The following is an 18331-nucleotide window of genomic DNA, read 5'->3' as shown; positions in this document are numbered from 1 at the left end:
AAGTGAGGAGCCGGCGCCACGCCCGCTACCGCACACCGAGAAGAGGGACTGCCATGTCGACCTTTCTGCACTATGCGCTGGGCTTTCCGACCTTCATCTTCGGCGCATTGCTGCTGTGCATGCTGCTGTACTGGCTGATCGCGCTGGTGGGCCTGGTGGAGACCGATTCACTGGACCAATGGCTGCTGTTCGATGGCAGCGACCATGCCCATGGCGTGGAGCATTCGGTCAGCGCGCTCGCCGGCCTGCTGCTCAAGGTGGGCCTGGGCGGCATTCCGGCCACCGTCATCCTGACGGTGTTGCTGCTGCTGTCCTGGCTGGCCTCCTATGTGCTGTGCCATCTGGTGCCGATGCCCGAGGGCTGGACCCTGGTCAACCTCATCATCGGCAGCGCGCTGGCGCTGGCCGCGTTGGTGCTGGGCTTTGCCGCCACCGTGGTGGTGCTGCGGCCGCTGCGCGGCCTGGTGGCGCGCATTGCGCCGCCCGAAACCCCGCAGGTGCTGCTGGGCCGCACAGGCCTGGTGCGCAGCGGCGTCGTCAACGCCACGCAAGGTTACGGTAGCGTCGATGACGGCGGCGGCGGGCTCAATGTGCAGATGCGCTCGCCCGAGCGCGATCTGCCGCGCGGCACCGAGATCGTGCTGATCGAGCACCTGCCTGCGCACAACGCCTGGCGCGTGGTCAGCAAGGCCGAGTTCGACGGCAGCGAGATACCGGGTTTGCACCCACCTGTTTGACAGGAGCGGCTCGCCAGCGCCGGCGCGGCGGGCCCGCATCGCATTTTTTTAGAAATTGATACTGATAGGGAGCTACGCATGAATTGGGGAAATCTGGAGTGGTACATCGTCGCGGGGGTGGTGATCGGCACGGTCTTCATCGTCATCCTGGGCCTGTTTGCGCTGGTCAAGGCCTTCTACATCAAGGTGCCCCAGGGCACGGCCTTGATCATCAATGACACGACCTCGCAGCCCAAGGTGAAGTTCACCGGCGGCATGGTGCTGCCGGTAATCCACAAGAAGGAGTTCATGCGCATCTCGCTGATCACCTTGGAGATTGACCGCCGTGGCAAGGAAGGCCTGATCTGCCGCGACAACATGCGTGCCGACATCACCGTGGCCTTCTACCTGCGCGTCAACGAGACCGCCGCCGACGTGCTCAAGGTGGCCAAGGCCATCGGTGTGGAGCGTGCATCGGAGAAGGGTGCCGTCAATGAGCTGTTCAATGCCAAGTTCTCCGAGGCCTTGAAGACCGTGGGCAAGCAGATCGACTTTGTCAAACTGTTCGAGAACCGCCAGGATTTCCGCGACCAGATCATCCATGTGATCGGCAATGACCTGAACGGCTATGTGCTCGAAGACGTGGCCATCGACTACCTGGAGCAGACCTCCAAGGCCTCGCTGGACCCGAACAACATCCTGGACGCCGAAGGGATTCGCAAGATCACCGAGCTGACGGCCAACCAGAACATCGTCACCAACGAGCTCGAGCGCAATGCCGAGCTGGCCGTGACCAAGAAGAACGTCGAGACCAAGGAAGCGATGCTGGCGCTCGAGCGCCAGCAGGCTGATGCCGAGGCGCGCCAGAAGCGCGAGATCGCCACCATCCAGGCGCGCGAGCAGGCCGAGACCCAGAAGGTGCAGGAAGAAGAGCGCCTCAAGGCCGAGCAGGCCCGTATCCAGACGCAGGAGCAGCTCGACATCCGCGAGGAAAACCGCCAGCGCGAAGTGGCGGTGGCCCAGCAGAACCGCGAGCGCGCGGTGGTGATCGAGATTGAAAAGGTCACCCGCGCCAAGGACCTGGAAGTGGTCTCGCGCCAGCGCGAGGTGGAGCTGCAGCGCATCGAGAAGGAAAAGGCCATCGAGGTCGAGAAGGCCAATATCGCCAATGTGATCCGCGAGCGCGTGGTGGTGGAAAAGGGCGTGGCCCAGGAAGAGGAGCGCATCAAGGAAGTGCGCGTGGTGTCCGAGGCCGAGCGCATGAAGCAGGTCACCGTGCTGACCGCCCAGGCCCAGGCCGAAGAAGACATGGTGCGCCAGGTCAAGAAGGCCGAGGCCGACGAGTCGGCATCGCGCCACAAGGCCGTCGAGGTGACCACCTTGGCCCAGGCCGAGCTGGAAGCGGCCGGCAAGACCGCCGAAGCCAAGAAGAAGATGGCCGAGGCCATCGAGGTCGAGCGCGCAGCGCCGGGCCTGGCGGACGCCAAGGTGCGCGAAGTGACGGCAGCGGCCATTGAGCGCGAGGGCATGGTGCAGGCCAAGATCATTGCCGAAAAGCTGATCGCCCAGGCGCGCGGCGAAGAGGAAAAGGGCCTGGCCGAAGTGCGCGTGATCGAGGCGCAGGCCGATGCCAACGAAAAGCTGGGCCTGGCCGATGCCAAGGTGCTCGAAGAGCGTCTGATGGCACAGGCCCGTGGTGAAGCCCAGGTGGGCAACACCAAGGCAGTGGTGACCCGCGATGTCGGCCAGTCCGAAGCCGATGTGCTGCGCGACAAGCTGTTTGCCGAGGCCAAGGGTCTGACCGAAAAGTTCACGGCGCTCGCGTCGCTGTCCGACCAGGCCCGCTCGCACGAAGAGTTCCGCATGCAGCTGGAGAAGAACTTCGAGCAGGCGCTGGCTGCGATCGAGGCGAACAAGACCGTGGCGCAGGAGCAGGCCGAGGTGCTGTCGGCCGCGCTGTCCAAGGCCAATATCGACATCGTCGGCGGCGGTGGCGACTTCTTCAACAACTTTGCCAAGGCGCTGTCGGTGGGCAAGGCGGTCGAGGGTGTCTCGGCCAAGAGCCCCATCGTGCAGGAGCTGCTGCAAAAGTTCATCGGCGGCAAGGGCCTGCCCACGGATGCACTGAGCAACCTGCTGGGCGGCGGCCAGGACAAGAAGAGCCTGCCGCCATCGGCGGCCGAATCCTGAGTCCAGGCCTTGGCCTAGCCCGCCTGGCCCGGCGGCGCCCTGTGCGCCGCTGGGCGGGCCACTCCCATCGCAGGCCCCAGCACCCGTGCTGGCCGGCCTTGCCCCACCGCATTCTCTGCCGCTCTAGCCATGTCCACTATCCCCACCAACCACCCACCGGACCGCTCTGCCGTTGACGACGCCGTCGCCAGCGGCGGCTCCTATGAAGTGCTGGCCAAGCGGCTCGATGCCCAGGGCCAGGCGCTGGAGACGCTGGCGCGCGAACTCAACGAAGCGCGGCTGGAGGAGTTTGGCCGCAGCCAGATGGAGGTCATCGCCCGCATGCGGGTGCGCACCGAAAACAACTGCCTGGGCCGCGACATCGCCCAGGTCGGCGGCTTTTTGCTGTTTGGCTACAACGTGTTCATGGGCCTCAAGCAGGAGACGCGCATCGAGGATGTGTTTGCGCTCTACCGCCTGCACGAGGGCGAGCAGGGCTACGAAGTCACGCCGGTCGAGCTCAAGGACAGCTTCCTGGGCATCCAGAGCTTTGTGCAGGATTTCCAGGAGCTCTACGCCTACTACAAGCACACCAAGCTGATGCAGCTGGCGGTGCGGGATGGCAAGCTGCTGGCCAGCTTCCAGATCGGCGAGCGCCTGGGCGATGTGCGGGTGTTCCGCTGGTCGGTCTCGCCCGATGGCCAGCAGATCCGTTACATCGACAACCGGGGCGAGCGCGACATCGAGCTGCCTGCCCCCCATGATTTTGAGTGGCAGCGCGTCGGCCGCGAGCACCTGGTGCAGGGCCGCCACCCGCACATCAATATCTTGGACAAGGTGTTTGTCGAGACGCTTGACGGCGACCTGACGATCAAGGTCGAGAACAACACCAATGACGGCCTGGGCATCTACCGCGAGCCGGTGCAGGAGAAGAACCAGTCGCTCGATGACGCGGTGTTTGAATACGCGGCCGTCGGCAGCCTGGTGTTGCTCAAGATCCTGCCCTACCGTGAGGACCAGTGGCGTTACCTGGTCTACAACACCTTGTCGCGCCAGGTGCTGCGCATGGATGCGATTGGCGCGGCCTGCATCCAGCTGCCCCAGGACCACGGCATCATCTTCCCCGGTGGCTACTATCTGCAAAACGGCGAACACCGCGCCTTCGAGCAGAACATGCAGGGCATGCGCTACCGCCGCAGCATCCGCTCGCCCAATGGCGAGGATGTGCTCTATGTGTTCTACGAGCCCGAGAGCGGGCGCATGGCGCTGTTCAAGTACAACCTGATCGAGCGGGCGCTGCAGCCGCCCCTGATCGGCCACGGCTATGCGCGCATGGACGATGGCCGCATTGTCATCTTTGCTGCCGAGAGCAATGAGGCCTCGCGCGTGCACCCGATGCAGCTGTGGCGCACGCCCTTTGCGTCGGACGACTATGCCGCGCGCCAGCCGCAAAAGGACAGCGTGCTGGGCCGCATCGGCAATGCCGAGCTGGTCAGCGGCATCTCCGACCTGTACAGCGTGCGCAAGGAGATTGCCGCCACCGAGGTCTCGCTGCCGCGCTATGAGCGGCTGATCGACACGGCGCGGCGCCTCTTTGAGCGCTACCACTGGCTCAGCAGCCCGGGCATGCAGGCGCTGCATGAGAACCTTTTGGGCATTGTCGCCACCGGCGACGCGGTGCTCGACGAGTACGAAAAGGTCGAGAGCATCCGCCAGGCCTCGGCCAAGGCCATGGGCGAGGTCAGCAGCCGCCATGCGCAGCTGCTCAAGCAGATTCGCCTGTCCGACGGCGACAGCATCGATGCCTATGTGGGGGCGCTGACCGATCTGGCCGCATTGCGCGGCCAGCTGCTGGCCACGCGCGAGCTGCGCTATGTGGATGCCGCAGCGATCGAGGCCATGGTGCAGACGGCCGAGGAGGCCCAGGCTGAAGTCTCGCAGCGCACGGCCGGCTTTATCGCCACCGACGCGGCCATGCAGCCCTATGTGGAGCAGCTGCAGGCGCTGGACCAGCAGGCCCAGGCAGCGACCACGGTGGTGCAGCTGGCCGAGCCGCTGGCGCAGATGGCCCAGATGTCGGCCGCGCTCGATCTGCTGTCCGAGCTGATGGGCAGCCTCAAGATTGACGACGCCACCCAGCGCACGGCGGTGGTGGACCGCATCTCGTCCATCTACGCCCGCTTGAACCAGGTGCGCGCGCGCGCCGAGCAGCGCAAATCCGGCCTGGGCAGCGCCGAGAACCTGGCCCAGTTTGCCGCGCAGCTGGCGCTGTTCTCGCAAAGCATCGTCAGCGGCCTGAACCTGGCCCAGACGCCCGAGAAATGCGATGAGCAGCTCGCGCGCCTCCTGGTGCAGCTCGAAGACATCGAGAGCCAGTTTGGCGAGCATGCGCAGTTTCTCTCGGACATCATCGCCAAGCGCGAAGAGGTGCTGGAGACTTTCGAGGCGCGCAAGCAGTCCTTGCAGGACGAGCGCCAGCGCCGCGCCCAGGGCGTGCTCGATGCCGCGCTGCGCATTGTGCAAGGCCTGCCCAAGCGCACCGAAAAGATCGCCAGCCCAGAGGCACTGCACGCGTTCTTTGCCGGCGACCCGCTCATTGCCAAGCTCAAGGAATTGGCCGGGCGCCTGCGCGGCGAGTTGCAGGACCCCGTCAAGGCCGATGACATCGACAGCCGCATCAAGTCGCTGCGCGACCAGGCCTTCCGCGCGCTGCAGGACCGAACCGACCTGTACGAGGGCGATGGCAAGCTGATCCGCCTGGGCCGCCACCGTTTCTCGGTGGGCAACCAGGATCTGGACCTGACCTTGCTGCCGCGCGACGGCCAGCTCTACCTGCACCTGGTGGGCACCGAGTACTTCGAGCCGGTGGACAATGCCGAGCTGGCCGGCCTGCAGGCCTACTGGGATGCCTCGTCGCCGGCCGAATCGGCCGAGATGTACCGGGGCGAGTACCTGGCGCTGGAGGTGGTGCAGTCCGTGCGTGCCGGGCGCGAAGGCTGGAGCCAGGACCGCCTGCGCCAGCTCCTGCCCGATGGCGAGGCGCTGACCCAGGCGATCCGCGAGTTTTCTGCGCCGCGCTACCGCGACGGCTATGAGCGCGGCATCCACGACCATGATGCGGCCGCCATCTTGCAGGCGCTGGTGCCGCTGGCCGATGGCGCCGGGGTGCTGCGCCATGCGCCGCAGGCACGCAGCCTGGCGCTCTTGTTCTGGAGCCAGCAGGCCCATATCCAGCAGCCCCAGCTGGCCAGCAGCATTGCACGCTGGCCCGAGCGCGCGCAGCAGGCCCAGGCCATGCAGCAGCTGTTGGGTAGCGAGGCCGAGCGCCTGGCGCTGCAGACCGACATCATGGCCCAGCTGCGCGCCTTTGCGCAGGACCAGGGCCTGCTCGATGCGCTGCTGCGCGCCGACCCGGCCAGCCCCTTGCTGGCAGCGGCAGCGCCCGATGCGGGAGAGTGGGACAGCGAGGCCGACAACCTGCTGCGCGCCGCCGCCGATTACCTGCAGGCCGAGCTGGCGCACAAGGCGCTGCGCTTCCATTTCTCGGGCGCCAGCCAGGCGGTGGTGGCCGCCTTGCAGCAGGCGCTCAAGGCCGGCCCCAAGGAAGGACTGCACTGGGCCGATCTGCAGCGCTACTGGGCGGGCGGCGAGGCGGGCCAGGCCAGCCGCGAGCGCGGCGCCGCACCGCTGGCCCAGCGCTGGCGTAGCGCGCTGCACTGGCTGCAGACAGTGGCCCAGGCCGCCCCCGAGGCCGAGCGTGCCGCCTGGCTGCCTTACTGCAGCGAAGCGGCCGCCTGGCTGGTCTGCCAGAGCGAGCTGCCGCACCAGGTCAGCAATGTGGATCTGCGCTGCGAGGTGCTGGGCCTGCTGGGCCAGCATGGCCGGGTGGATGCCGGCCGCATGTCCATCCAGCTCGACGAGCTGACCACGCGTGCGGCGCGCCACTACCGCCGCTACCTGCCGCAGTGGGAGCGCTACCAGGCGCTGCGCCAGCAGCTGCTGGGCGAGTACCGCGCGCGCTTCCGGCTCGAGGAGTTCAAGGCCCGGCCGCTGTCGTCCTTTGTGCGCAACCGGCTCATCAACGAGATCTACCTGCCGGTGATTGGCGACAACCTGGCCAAGCAGATCGGCGTCGTGGGCGAGAACAAGCGCACCGACCAGATGGGCCTGCTGATGATGATCTCGCCGCCCGGCTACGGCAAGACCACCTTGATGGAGTACGTGGCCAACCGCCTGGGTCTCATCTTCATGAAGATCAACGGCCCGGCGCTGGGCCACTCGGTGCGCTCGCTCGACCCGGCCCAGGCGCCCGATGCGACGGCGGCCAAGGAGCTCGAAAAGCTCAACCTCGCGCTGGAGATGGCCAACAACGTGATGCTGTATATCGACGATATCCAGCACACGCATCCGGAGTTCTTGCAGAAGTTCATCTCGCTGTCCGATGGCACGCGCCGCATCGAAGGGGTGTGGAGGGGCCAGACCAAGACCCATGACATGCGCGGCAAGCGCTTTTGCGTGGTCATGTCCGGCAACCCCTATACCGAGTCGGGCGAGGTCTTCAAGATCCCCGACATGCTGGCCAACCGCGCCGACATCTACAACCTGGGCGATGTGCTGGGCGGCATGGATGAGGTCTTCAAGCTCAGCTATATCGAAAACAGCATGACCTCGAACGCGGTGCTCGCGCCGATGGCCACGCGCAGCCTGCAGGATCTGTACCTGCTGCTCGACCGGGTGCAGGGCAAGGAGGTGTCGGCCAATGCGCTGTCGCACGACTATGCGGCCGCCGAGCTGCGCGAGATGGAGGCGGTGCTCCAGCGCATGCTGCAGGTGCGCGAGCTGGTGTTTAAGGTCAACCAGCAGTACATCCACAGCGCCGCGCAGGACGACAGCTACCGCACGGAGCCGCCTTTCAAGCTGCAGGGCAGCTACCGCAACATGAACAAGCTCGCCGAGAAGATCACCCCGGTGATGAACGATGCCGAGATGGCGCAGATGCTGAGCGACCATTACCAGGGCGAGGCGCAGATGCTGACCGGCGGCGCCGAGGAGAACCTGCTCAAGCTCGCCGAGCTGCGCGGCAGCGCCGATGCGCAGGCCCAGGCGCGCTGGGCCGAGATCAAGGCCCAGTTCCAGCGCCAGCAGGCCGCAGGTGGCGCCAATGCCGATGCGGCCACCCGCGTGACGACCCAGCTGGTCGACCTGGTCGCCGCTACGCGTGCGATGGCCCAGGCACAGCAGGACCGCCACCAGGGTGACAGCGCCGCGCAAGAGGGCCTGCAGCGCATGCTGGCGCAGTGGGGCCAGGCGCAAACGGCCGTGGGCCAGTCGCTCGACGGCATTCGCCAGGCGGTGCTGGACAGCGCGCCGGCGCCGCAGCCCGCGCGCCACGCTGATGCACCGCCGCTGGACCTGGCCGTGCAGCAGCTGGGCCAGCTGGTGCTGCAGTCGCTGCAGCCGGTGGTCGAGCACCTGGACCAGAGCCGGCGCCAGCAGCTGGGGCTGCACCGCGTGCTGATGCAGGTCGCCACCCGCATGCAAGAGCAGATCGACCAGCAGCGCGCCGGCCGCCAGCCGCTGCAGGCCACCTTGCAGGCCGACGATATCGACAAGGCCTTTGACCGCATGCAGGATAGCCGGCCACCGCGCTGAGCATCCCAGCGTCCCTGGCAACTGCAGCCACTACCGCCGCGGCCACCGCCAGGGACGTTGAAAGCATTGTTATCAGGTGCAAGCAGCGCCCTTGTCCTAGCCTCCGGGGAGGGCGCATACCGATACACTGTGCCGATGCGAGCCTCCCCCCTCTCTTTCTCTGCCCGCCAGGGTCTGCCACGCTGGTGGTTGCCGGCCCTGTGGCTGCTGCTGTGCGCATGCCTGCTGCCCTCGGCAGCGACGGCACAGTCGCTGACCTCGCTGGCGGGCCTGGGGGGCAGTTCATCGAGCAGCAGCGATGAAGAGCGCGCCATCCAGGCGCAGCGCGAGGCCACCACCACGGCCGAGCAGGAGGCCGATGCGCTGACCCAGTCGCTCGAGCGCCTGCGCAGCCGCGTGCAGACCCCCGCGGGCGCGCCCCCCGCACCGCTGAGTGACCAGGAGCTGGGCCAGATACAGACGCGCTGGGAAGAGCGTGTACCCGCCAATGCCAGCCAGGAAGTGCTGGAAAAGCTACTGACCGACGAGCGCGAGGCGATTGCCGCGCTCAAGGCCGGCATCGAGAAATCGGCGGCCGAACAGGCCAACCTGGTGGCCCAGCCCGGCAATGGCCGCAGCGACCTGGCCAGCCTGCAGCAGCGCGTGCAGGAGACCGCGACGCCGGTGACGGCCGAGCCGGGAGAGTCGAAGGCGCTGACCCAGGCGCGCCAGCAGCGCCGCAGCGCCGAGCACCGCCGCGCCACGCAGGAGCTGGCACTGCGCCAGGAAGAGCAATCGACGATCGAGACCCGCCAGCGCCTGCTCGATGTGCAACTGCAGACCCAGCGCCGCGAGCTGCTCGAGCGCACGCCGCGCGTGGCTTGGCTCAACCAGCGCATTGCCGACCGCGCCCGCCAGCAGCTCGAGCAGCAGGTGCAGCAAACGCAGGCGGCCGAGAACGACACGGCCGAGGCCTCGGCCGCCGTGCGCGAGCTGGCGCAGCAAAACAGCGCGCTGGCCGCCCAGATCCTGGCGCACAACGACCGCCTGGTCAAAGAGCGCCAGGACCTGGCCAGCGACGAATACCGCCAAAGCCAGCTGGCCTCGGCCTTGCGCGACACGCAGGCGCGCCTGCGCCTGGGCGGCAGCGCCTCGGTGGGCCAGTGGCTGTGGAAGCAGCGCGTGGCGCTGCCCACCGTCAACACCATCCAGTCGCGCCGCAAGGCCACGTTGCGGCAGCTGGCCGAGCTGCGGCTGGCGCTGTTCAATGCCAGCGAGCGGCGCTTCAGCCTCAACGGCACGGCCACGGGTGGCGGCAACTCGGGCATGACTACGCGCGGCAGTGCCCAGAGCACAGCCTTGTGGACCAAGCAGGCCGCGCTGATTGACCAGCTCCAGCCCTTGCTGCTGCGGCGCATTGCGGTGCTGGAGCAGACCGATGCGGCGCTGCAATCGACCTTGAACAGCGGCAACGCGCTGCGCCAGGTGATGGACAAGGAGCTGCTGTGGTTCCCCAGCCATCTGGCGATGGGCGGCGCCTGGCTGGACGAATGGCGCTCGGTGCTGCGCAGCTCGGACGGTGCGCCCCTGGAGCAGGGCGCGAGCGCCTCGCCCTGGAACACCGCGCGGGCGCTGGGCGCGAGCATGCTGCGCAACCTCTGGATCTATGCCGGTATCTTTGCCGGCGTGCTGCTGCTGCTGGGCCTGCGCCGCTATGCCTTGCAAAAGCTGCAGGCGATTGCCACGCAGGTGGACAATTTCTCGCAGGACCACTTTGGCCTGACCTTGATGGCGCTGGGCTGGAGCCTGCTGTATGCGCTGCCCTGGAGCTTTGCCACGGCCGCCCTGGGCACCTTGCTGCAATCGACGGCAGCGCCGGTGGCGCTCGAGCCGCTGGGCCAGGCGCTCGAGCAGCTGAGTGCCTTTGTCTTTGTCGTGACCCTGCTCAACGTGCTGTTCCGCCCCTGCGGGCTGGCGGTGGCGCATTTTGGCTGGCCGCGCGAGCGCGTGCAGGTGCTGCGCCAGATGGTGCTGCGCGCCACCTGGCTGATCGTGCCCATCGATCTGCTGGGCGGCCTGGCCTTCTTCAGCCACGATGATTCGGCGATCAGCACCTGGGGCCGCATGTGCCTGCTGGTGCTGACCCTGGGCCTGGGCTGGATGGCCTTGCGCTACCTGCGTCAAAGCCTGCGCAAGCAGCGCCCGGGCCTGCGCTGGAGCCAGGTGGTGAGCGTGGCCGTGCTGCTGGTGCTGGCCGTGACCCTGGTGGGCATCGGGCTGGGCTATGTCTACACCGCCACCGAGGTGATCCAGGCGTTGCTGAGCAGCTTTGTGTTCCTGGCGGCGGCCGAGGTGCTGGTCAGCCTGCTGCGGCGCTGGCTGCTGCTGGGCGAGCGCCGCCTGGCGCTCAACCGCCTGCGCGCCGCTGCGCTGCAGCGCCAGGCGGCCAATGCGGCAGCGGCTGCCGATGCCGCCACTGGCAGCCCCGCCCCGGCCAACAACAATGCCGCCGATGAGCAAAGCCAGATGGCGCTGGTCACCGTCAGCACGCAGGCACACCGCCTGCTGGGCCTGCTGCAGCGGGTGCTGGTGGCGCTGAGCCTGGTGTACGCCTGGTCGCCGGTGCTGCCAGCGCTGCTGCGCTTTGAGGGCGTGGTGCTGTGGTACACCACCAATACCGAGGCCAGTGGCATTGCGCGCCCCGCGCCGGTGAGCCTGATGGACCTGCTGGTGGGTGCGCTGATCTTGCTGATGACCTTCAGCCTGACGCGCAACCTGCCCGGCCTGGTCGAGGTGGTGTTCTCCGGCACGCGCCGGGTCAGCAGCTCGGACCGCTACACGATGGCGACCCTGGCGCGCTACGGCATCACGATTGCCGGCACGGTCAGCGCGCTGTCCTTGCTGGGGCTGCGCTGGAGCCAGCTGCAGTGGATGGCCGCCGCGCTGACCGTGGGTCTGGGTTTTGGCCTGCAGGAGATTTTTGCCAACTTTGTCTCGGGCCTGATTCTGCTGGTCGAGCGGCCCTTCCGGGTCGGCGATGTGATCACCATCAACCAGCACACCGGCACCGTCACCCGCATCCGCACGCGCGCCACCACGGTGCTGGATTTCGACAACCAGGAAATCGTCATCCCGAACAAGACCTTCATCACCGGCCAGGTGACCAACTGGACCTTGAGCGACGATGTGACGCGCCTGATCATCGATGTCTCGGTTGCGCACGGCAGCGACCCGGGCGAGGTGCAGCGCATGCTGCTGGCCATTGCGGCCGAGCACCCCAAGGTGCTGCGCGAGCCCGAGGCCAACTGCTGGTTCATGGCGCTCGAAGGCCAGGGCCAGAAGTTCGAGCTGCGCGTCTATGTGGGTGCGGTGGACGACCGCCTGCCGGTGCGCAACGACCTCAACCGCAGCATCAACGCGCGGCTGAAGGCAGCCGGCATTGCGGTGGCCTTCCCGCAGATGGACATCCATGTGCGCGACCTGCCGCCCGCCCCCGCTGCGCCGCAAGAAGCCCCGGGCGCTTAAGGTGTTTGGGAGGCTGCCTGCACCAGCGCCACAAAGCGCTTGGCGGCCAGGCCCATCGGGTGCTCCTTGGACCAGACCACATCCACATAGAGCTGGGCGCCATTGCTGAGGTTGGCAAACTCCATCGCCACCAGAGCGCCCGACTGCAGCAGCGGTGCCACCAGCGGCTGGGGCAGCCAGCCCCAGCCAATGCCGGCGCTGACCATCTGCAAGGCAGCCACATGGTTGTCGGTGCGCCAGACATCGCGGGCGTAGACCAGGCGCTCATGGTCCAGCGACCAGTCGCGGCTGGCAACGATGATCTGGCGCGTATTGGTCAGGTGGTGCTCGCGCAGCTGGGGCCGGGCGGCCTCGCCGGGCGCAGGCGCCTGGACCAGCGCCTGCATCAGCGGGTGGCTGGGGGCGATGACGGCCAGCAAGGTCTCGGTCGCCACTTCCTGAAAACCTTCGCGGCCGTCCAGGCTCGGCCGCTCAAAGACCAGTGCCAGCTGCGCGCGGCCGCTGTGCAGCATGGTCAGCGCATCGGCCTGGGGGGCCGTGAGCACCTCGACGGCCAGCTGCGGGTACTCCTGCGCCAGCGCGGCCAGTGGCGCAGCCCAGGGGGCTGAGAGCAGCTCCGGCGCCATCACCAGGCTCAGCCGCGATTCCAGCCCTTGCTCCAGCGCCAGCGCATGGGCGTTGAGCTGCTGCAGCTGCGCGGCCAGCAGGCGCGCCTGCGGCTCCAGCGCCAATGCGGCGGGCAGCGGTCGGGGCTCGCGCCCTTCGCGGGCAAACAGCGGCATCTGCAGCTCGGCCTCGAGCTGGGCGATCTGCATGCTGACGGCCGAGGGCACCTTGCCCAGCGCCCGGGCTGCGGCCGAGAAGCTGCCATGGTCGAGCACGGCCAACAGGGTCTGGATCGTGTCCGAGTCAAAGGGGGCGAAGGCACTGCGCATTGATGTATCAATTTTTCTGAAAGATTCTGACTTATGTTATCAGTTCATGACACATAAGATAGCGCCCCATGTCAGTTCAAAAAATACACAACAGCCCTTGGTCGCTGCAGGGGCCGATGCGGCGCGTGGTCTATGTGGCCCTGTACGAGGCCATCGCCATCGTGGCCGCCACGGCAGGCCTGTCGGCTCTGTCGGGCCAGGGCGCTGCGCACTCCGGTGTCGTAGCCGCCGCCTCGTCGGCCATCGCGATTCTGTGGAACGTGGTCTGGAACCATTTGTTCGAGCGCTGGGAAGCTACCCAACCCACCCGTGGGCGCGGGCTGGGCCGCCGCATTGCGCATGCGCTGGGCATGGAAGGCGGTCTCGTCTTCATGCTCGTGCCGCTGTTTGCCTGGTGGTTCGAGGTCAGCCTCTGGGATGCGCTGGTGATGGACATCGGCCTGCTGCTGTTCTTCCTGGTCTACACCTTTGTCTTCAACTGGTCGTTTGACCGCCTGTTTGGCCTGCCGCAATCGGCACAGTAGGGGTCTGAAAACGCAACGGGGCGCCGTGTTATCACTGGCGCCCCGTTGCTGTTAATGGCTGTGCTTTAGCGCAACCAGGCAATCATCAGCTGCAGCACAAAGGCATTGATGATGTCGATAAAGAACGCACCTACCAGCGGCACGATCAGGAAGGCCTTGTGCGAGGGCCCATACTGGCTGGTGATGGCCTGCATATTGGCCACAGCCGTGGGCGTGGCGCCCATGCCAAAGCCGCAGTGGCCGGCGGCCAGCACGGCGGCGTCGTAGTTGCGACCCATCGTGCGGAAGGTGATGAAGACGGCAAACAGCGCCAGCGCCACGGTCTGCACCGCCAGGATGAGCATCAGCGGCCCGGCCAGATCGGCCAGCTCCCAGAGCTTGAGCGACAGCAGCGCAATGGCCAGGTAGATCGACAGGCCGGCGTTGCCAAAAACATCGATGGCGCGGTCAAACACTTTGAAGCCAAAGCCGTAGTCGAGCACATTGCGGATCACCACGCCGCCGCCCAGGGCCCAGACAAAGGTGGGCAGCTGCAGCATCGTGCCCTGGGTGGCGCTGGTCATGAACTCGGCAAAGGCCAGGCAGCCGGCAAACAGCGCCAGGGTCTCGATGGCGGCCTCGGCGGTGATCAGGCGCGGGGCGGTGTTGGGCGTCTCGAAATTGGCGACCTGGCTGCTGTCGTTGCCTGGGGTGTGCTCACTCACTTCCTTTTCAGCCAGCGTGCGTGGCTGGGCCAGCTGGTGGCGCGTGATCAGGCGCTTGGCCAGAGGGCCGCCCAGCAGGCCGCCGATGACCAGGCCAAAGGTGGCGCAGGCAATGCCCAGCGCGGTGGCGCCGCTCAGGCCGTATTGGTTCTCCAGCACCGAGCCCCAGGCGCCAGCGGTGCCGTGGCCGCCCAGCAAGGTGATCGAGCCCGCGACCAGGCCAATGAGCGGATCCAGCCCCAGCAAGGTGGCCAGGCCCACGCCGACACCGTTTTGCACAAAGATAAAGGCGACGATGACGCCCAGAAACACCACCAGGCCCATGCCGCCTTCGCGCAGCTTGGCAAAGTTGGCGCTCAGCCCGATCGACGAGAAGAACACCAGCATGAAGCTGGTCTGCATGCCGGTGGCAAAGGCCAGGGTCAGGCCGGTGGCCTGGTGCAGCGCAAAGATAAGGGCGGCCACCACCAGGCCGCCGGAAACGGGCTCGGGGATGTTGAAGTCGCGCAGGAAGCGGATGTGCCGCGTCAGCCACTTGCCCAGCAAGAGCACGAGGACGGCAAAGATCAGGGTGTAGTAAGCACTGAAACTCAGATGCAAGGGAATTCTCCTCAAAGTGCAGGTCTGGACCTGTTTGAAAACAGAAAGCCGGTGTTGCCTATGGGTTGGCGTTGTTTGCCGGCAAAGCGCTGCAATATGGGTGAATGCCGAAGCATCGTCTGATTGAATAGGGCTATAACCAACAATGGTGAATGGTGTTTTTGGCTATGGACAAGCCCCTCTGCCTGTGCTTTGGCGCCCGGCCTGGCTTAAAATGCAGGGCCTTGTTCCAAGGAGCGCTGCAGCAGGCCGGTGGTACCCCCATCGCAGGCCTGTCAGGCTTGGGGCAGGTCGACGGGCATGCCGCGCATGGCCCGCATCAACGGCGCTCACCTGTTCTGTCTCTGTTTTCTGGTTTTCACAGGTGAGCCCCATGTCCGCGTCTGCTGCCCCCGTTTCCGTTCCTCCCATGCGCCTGTCGGGCCTGGAGCCCGTGTTTGTTGGCGAGGACAGCCTGTTTGTCAACGTCGGTGAACGCACCAACGTGACGGGCTCCAAGGCCTTTGCGCGCCTGATCCTGAACGAGCAGTACGAAGAGGCGCTGGCCGTTGCGCGCCAGCAGGTGGAAAACGGCGCCCAGGTGATCGATGTGAACATGGACGAGGCCATGCTCGACAGCAAGGCCGCGATGGTGCGTTTTCTGAACCTGATCGCCTCCGAGCCCGATATCGCCCGCGTGCCCATCATGGTCGACAGCTCCAAATGGGAGGTGATCGAGGCGGGGCTGCGCTGCATCCAGGGCAAGGGCATCGTCAACTCCATCTCGATGAAAGAGGGCGTGGACGAGTTCAAAGCGCATGCGCGCCTGGTCAAGCGCTATGGCGCCGCCGCCGTGGTCATGGCCTTTGACGAAAAAGGCCAGGCCGATACCTACGAGCGCAAGATCGAGATCTGCGAGCGCGCCTACCGCATCCTGGTTGACGAGGTCGGTTTCCCGCCCGAGGACATCATCTTCGACCCCAACATCTTTGCCGTGGCCACCGGCATCGAAGAGCACAACAACTACGGCGTGGACTTCATCGAGGCGACGCGCTGGATCAAGCAGAACCTGCCCGGCGCCAAGGTGAGCGGCGGCGTATCGAACGTGTCGTTCTCGTTCCGCGGCAACGACCCGGTGCGCGAGGCGATCCACACGGTGTTCCTGTACCACGCAATCCAGGCGGGCATGGACATGGGCATCGTCAACGCCGGCATGGTCGGCGTCTATGACGACCTCGAGCCGGTGCTGCGCGAGCGCGTCGAAGACGTGGTGCTCAACCGCCGCCCCGACGCCGGCGAGCGCCTGGTCGAAGTGGCCGACAGCGCCAAGAGCGGTGCCAAGGACGACAGCAAGAAGCTCGAATGGCGCGGCACGCCCGACAGCCCCAAGACGGTGAATGAGCGCCTGTCGCATGCGCTGGTGCATGGCATCACCGACTTCATCACCGAAGACACCGAAGAGGCCTACCAGGCCATCGTCGTGCAAGGCGGCGGGCGCCCGCTGCATGTGATCGAAGGGCCGCTGATGGACGGCATGAACATCGTCGGCGACCTGTTTGGCGCCGGCAAGATGTTCCTGCCCCAGGTGGTCAAGTCGGCCCGCGTGATGAAGCAGGCCGTGGCCCACCTGGTGCCCTATATCGAAGAGGAAAAGCGCCAGCAGGAAGCGGCGGGCATGGACGTGTCGAGCAAGGGCAAGATCGTCATCGCCACCGTCAAGGGCGATGTGCATGACATCGGCAAGAACATCGTCACCGTGGTGCTGCAGTGCAATAACTTCGAGGTCATCAATATGGGCGTGATGGTGCCCTGCCACGAGATCCTGGCCCGTGCCAAGGCCGAGGGCGCGGACATCATTGGCCTGTCGGGCCTGATCACGCCCAGCCTCGAAGAGATGCAGTATGTGGCCGGCGAGATGCACAAGGACGACTATTTCCGCATCAAGAAAATTCCGCTGCTGATTGGCGGCGCCACCTGCTCGCGCGTGCACACGGCGGTGAAGATTGCGCCCAAGTACGAAGGCCCGGTGCTTTACGTGCCCGATGCTTCGCGCAGCGTGAGCGTGGCCCAGAGCCTGCTGGGTGAGAACAAGGACCGCTACCTGCAAGAGGTGGAGGCCGACTACGACAAGGTGCGCACCCAGCACGCCAACAAGAAGAAAACGCCGCTGTGGACCTTGGCCCAGGCCCGCGCCAATGCCACCCCGGTGGATTTTGCCGCGCACCCGCCCGTCACGCCCCGCGTGCTGGGCCGCCGCGTGTTCAAGAACTTTGACCTGGCCGAGATCGCCCAGTACATCGACTGGGGTCCATTCTTCCAGACCTGGGACCTGGCCGGCCCGTACCCCGCCATCCTCGACGATGAGGTGGTCGGTGTGGAGGCGCGCAAGGTGCTGGCCGATGCCCAGGCCATGCTCAAGAAGATCATCGAAGGCCGCTGGCTGCAGGCCAATGGCGTGATGGGCCTGTTCCCCGCCAACCGCGTGGGCGACGACATCGTGTTCTACACCGACGAGTCGCGCAGCACCGAGCTGCTGACCTGGTACGGCATGCGCCAGCAAACCGAGAAGCAGGCGGTGGACAACGTGATGCGCCCCAGCCGCTGCCTGGCCGACTTTGTGGCCCCCAAGGAATCGGGCATCGGCGACTACGCCGGCCTGTTTGCCGTCACGGCTGGCATTGGCGCCGAGAAAAAGGACAAGGAATTTGAAGCCGCACTGGACGACTACAGCGGCATCATGTTCAAGGCCCTGGCCGACCGCCTGGCCGAAGCCTTTGCCGAATGCCTGCACCTGCGCGTGCGCCAAGACCTGTGGGGCTATGCCGCCGATGAGCAGCTGAGCAACGAGGAACTCATCAAGGAAAAATACCAGGGCGTGCGCCCCGCCCCCGGCTACCCCGCCTGCCCGGACCACACCGCCAAGATCGACCTGTTCAAGGCGCTGGATGCCGCCGATATCGGCATGCACCTCACCGAGAGCCTGGCCATGTTCCCCGCCTCCAGCGTCAGTGGCTTCTACCTGGGCTACCCCGAAGCCGTCTACTTCAATGTCGGCGAAATCGGCGAGGACCAGCTGGCCGATATGGCCCAGCGCCGGGGCATGGACATCGAGGTCCTGCGCCGCGCGCTGGCGCCGAATCTGGCGTAAATACAATCCTTAGGTTGTAAAACGGAAATACAAACTACGATTTGTATTTCAGAAATACAGCCTATATTTTGTAAATCACAAATACAGCGTATAGTGTGTTTTTCTGCTGCTTGCAGAGGAGCGCGCCATGGACGAATTCACCGTACGCACGACGGCACAGCTGCCGACGCTGCTCAAAGCCTTTCGCAAGACGGCCAAGCTGACCCAGGCGGATGTGGCCACGCGTCTGGGGGTCACCCAGCAGACGGTCTCGGCCATGGAGCGCAATGCCGAGTCGGTCAGCGCTGAACGCTTGATGAAGCTGATGGGCATCCTGGGCGTGGATCTGGTATTGCGCGCCCGCCCGGCCACGTCTCCGGACACCGGCCGTGAACTGCAGACACTGGATAGCTGGTAAGCC

9 protein-coding genes and 1 riboswitch are annotated in these 18331 nt (G+C 66.0%); of the genes, 7 read left to right on the top strand and 2 right to left on the bottom strand.

Annotated elements, in window-relative coordinates:
* Positions 1–53 precede the first annotated feature (53 nt).
* The 4 genes from N4T19_RS15930 (at position 54) to N4T19_RS15915 (ending at position 12041) form a co-directional block, all read left to right on the top strand.
* Positions 54–737, top strand: a complete 684-nt coding sequence (locus N4T19_RS15930) for a ubiquinone biosynthesis protein UbiH (protein WP_116927463.1) — start codon at positions 54–56, stop codon at positions 735–737.
* A gap of 78 nt (positions 738–815) precedes the next feature.
* Positions 816–2906: a flotillin family protein gene (locus N4T19_RS15925; RefSeq protein WP_116927464.1), complete on the top strand. Its 2091-nt coding sequence runs from the start codon at positions 816–818 to the stop codon at positions 2904–2906.
* Between the two features lie 129 nt (positions 2907–3035).
* On the top strand, positions 3036–8537 hold the full coding sequence (locus tag N4T19_RS15920) for a DNA repair ATPase (protein WP_260718500.1): 5502 nt from the start codon (positions 3036–3038) through the stop codon (positions 8535–8537).
* Positions 8538–8672: 135 nt separating this feature from the next.
* Positions 8673–12041: a mechanosensitive ion channel domain-containing protein gene (locus N4T19_RS15915; protein WP_116927497.1), complete on the top strand. Its 3369-nt coding sequence runs from the start codon at positions 8673–8675 to the stop codon at positions 12039–12041.
* Here N4T19_RS15915 and N4T19_RS15910 read toward each other — a convergent pair.
* Positions 12038–12976, bottom strand: a complete 939-nt coding sequence (locus N4T19_RS15910; RefSeq protein ID WP_116927466.1) for a LysR family transcriptional regulator — start codon at positions 12974–12976, stop codon at positions 12038–12040. The genes N4T19_RS15915 and N4T19_RS15910 overlap by 4 nt on opposite strands.
* A 68-nt stretch (positions 12977–13044) precedes the next feature.
* Here N4T19_RS15910 and N4T19_RS15905 point away from each other — a divergent pair, with 68 nt between their 5' ends.
* Positions 13045–13500 (top strand): PACE efflux transporter, encoded by a 456-nt coding sequence (locus tag N4T19_RS15905; RefSeq protein ID WP_021025337.1) that lies wholly within the window; start codon positions 13045–13047, stop codon positions 13498–13500.
* Between the two features lie 65 nt (positions 13501–13565).
* Here N4T19_RS15905 and gltS read toward each other — a convergent pair whose 3' ends face one another.
* On the bottom strand, positions 13566–14804 hold the full coding sequence (gene gltS / locus N4T19_RS15900) for a sodium/glutamate symporter (protein ID WP_182344212.1): 1239 nt from the start codon (positions 14802–14804) through the stop codon (positions 13566–13568).
* A 225-nt stretch (positions 14805–15029) separates the two neighbouring features.
* Positions 15030–15142, top strand: a riboswitch (S-adenosyl-L-homocysteine riboswitch).
* Between the two features lie 35 nt (positions 15143–15177).
* On the opposite strand from gltS, the gene metH reads away from it, so the two are divergent.
* Together metH and N4T19_RS15890 are read left to right on the top strand one after the other, a co-directional pair.
* Positions 15178–17931 (top strand): methionine synthase, encoded by a 2754-nt coding sequence (gene metH / locus N4T19_RS15895; protein ID WP_182344210.1) that lies wholly within the window; start codon positions 15178–15180, stop codon positions 17929–17931.
* 127 nt (positions 17932–18058) lie between these two features.
* Entirely contained in the window at positions 18059–18328 is a 270-nt protein-coding gene (locus N4T19_RS15890) for a helix-turn-helix domain-containing protein (RefSeq protein WP_116927469.1), read from the top strand.
* Positions 18329–18331 lie beyond the last annotated feature (3 nt).

The organism is Comamonas squillarum (assembly GCF_025309455.1).
GTDB classification, from domain to species: Bacteria; Pseudomonadota; Gammaproteobacteria; order Burkholderiales; family Burkholderiaceae_C; genus Comamonas; species Comamonas squillarum.
The sequence above is the reverse complement of the archived record's forward strand: the minus strand, read 5'-3'. Positions and strand labels throughout refer to the sequence as shown.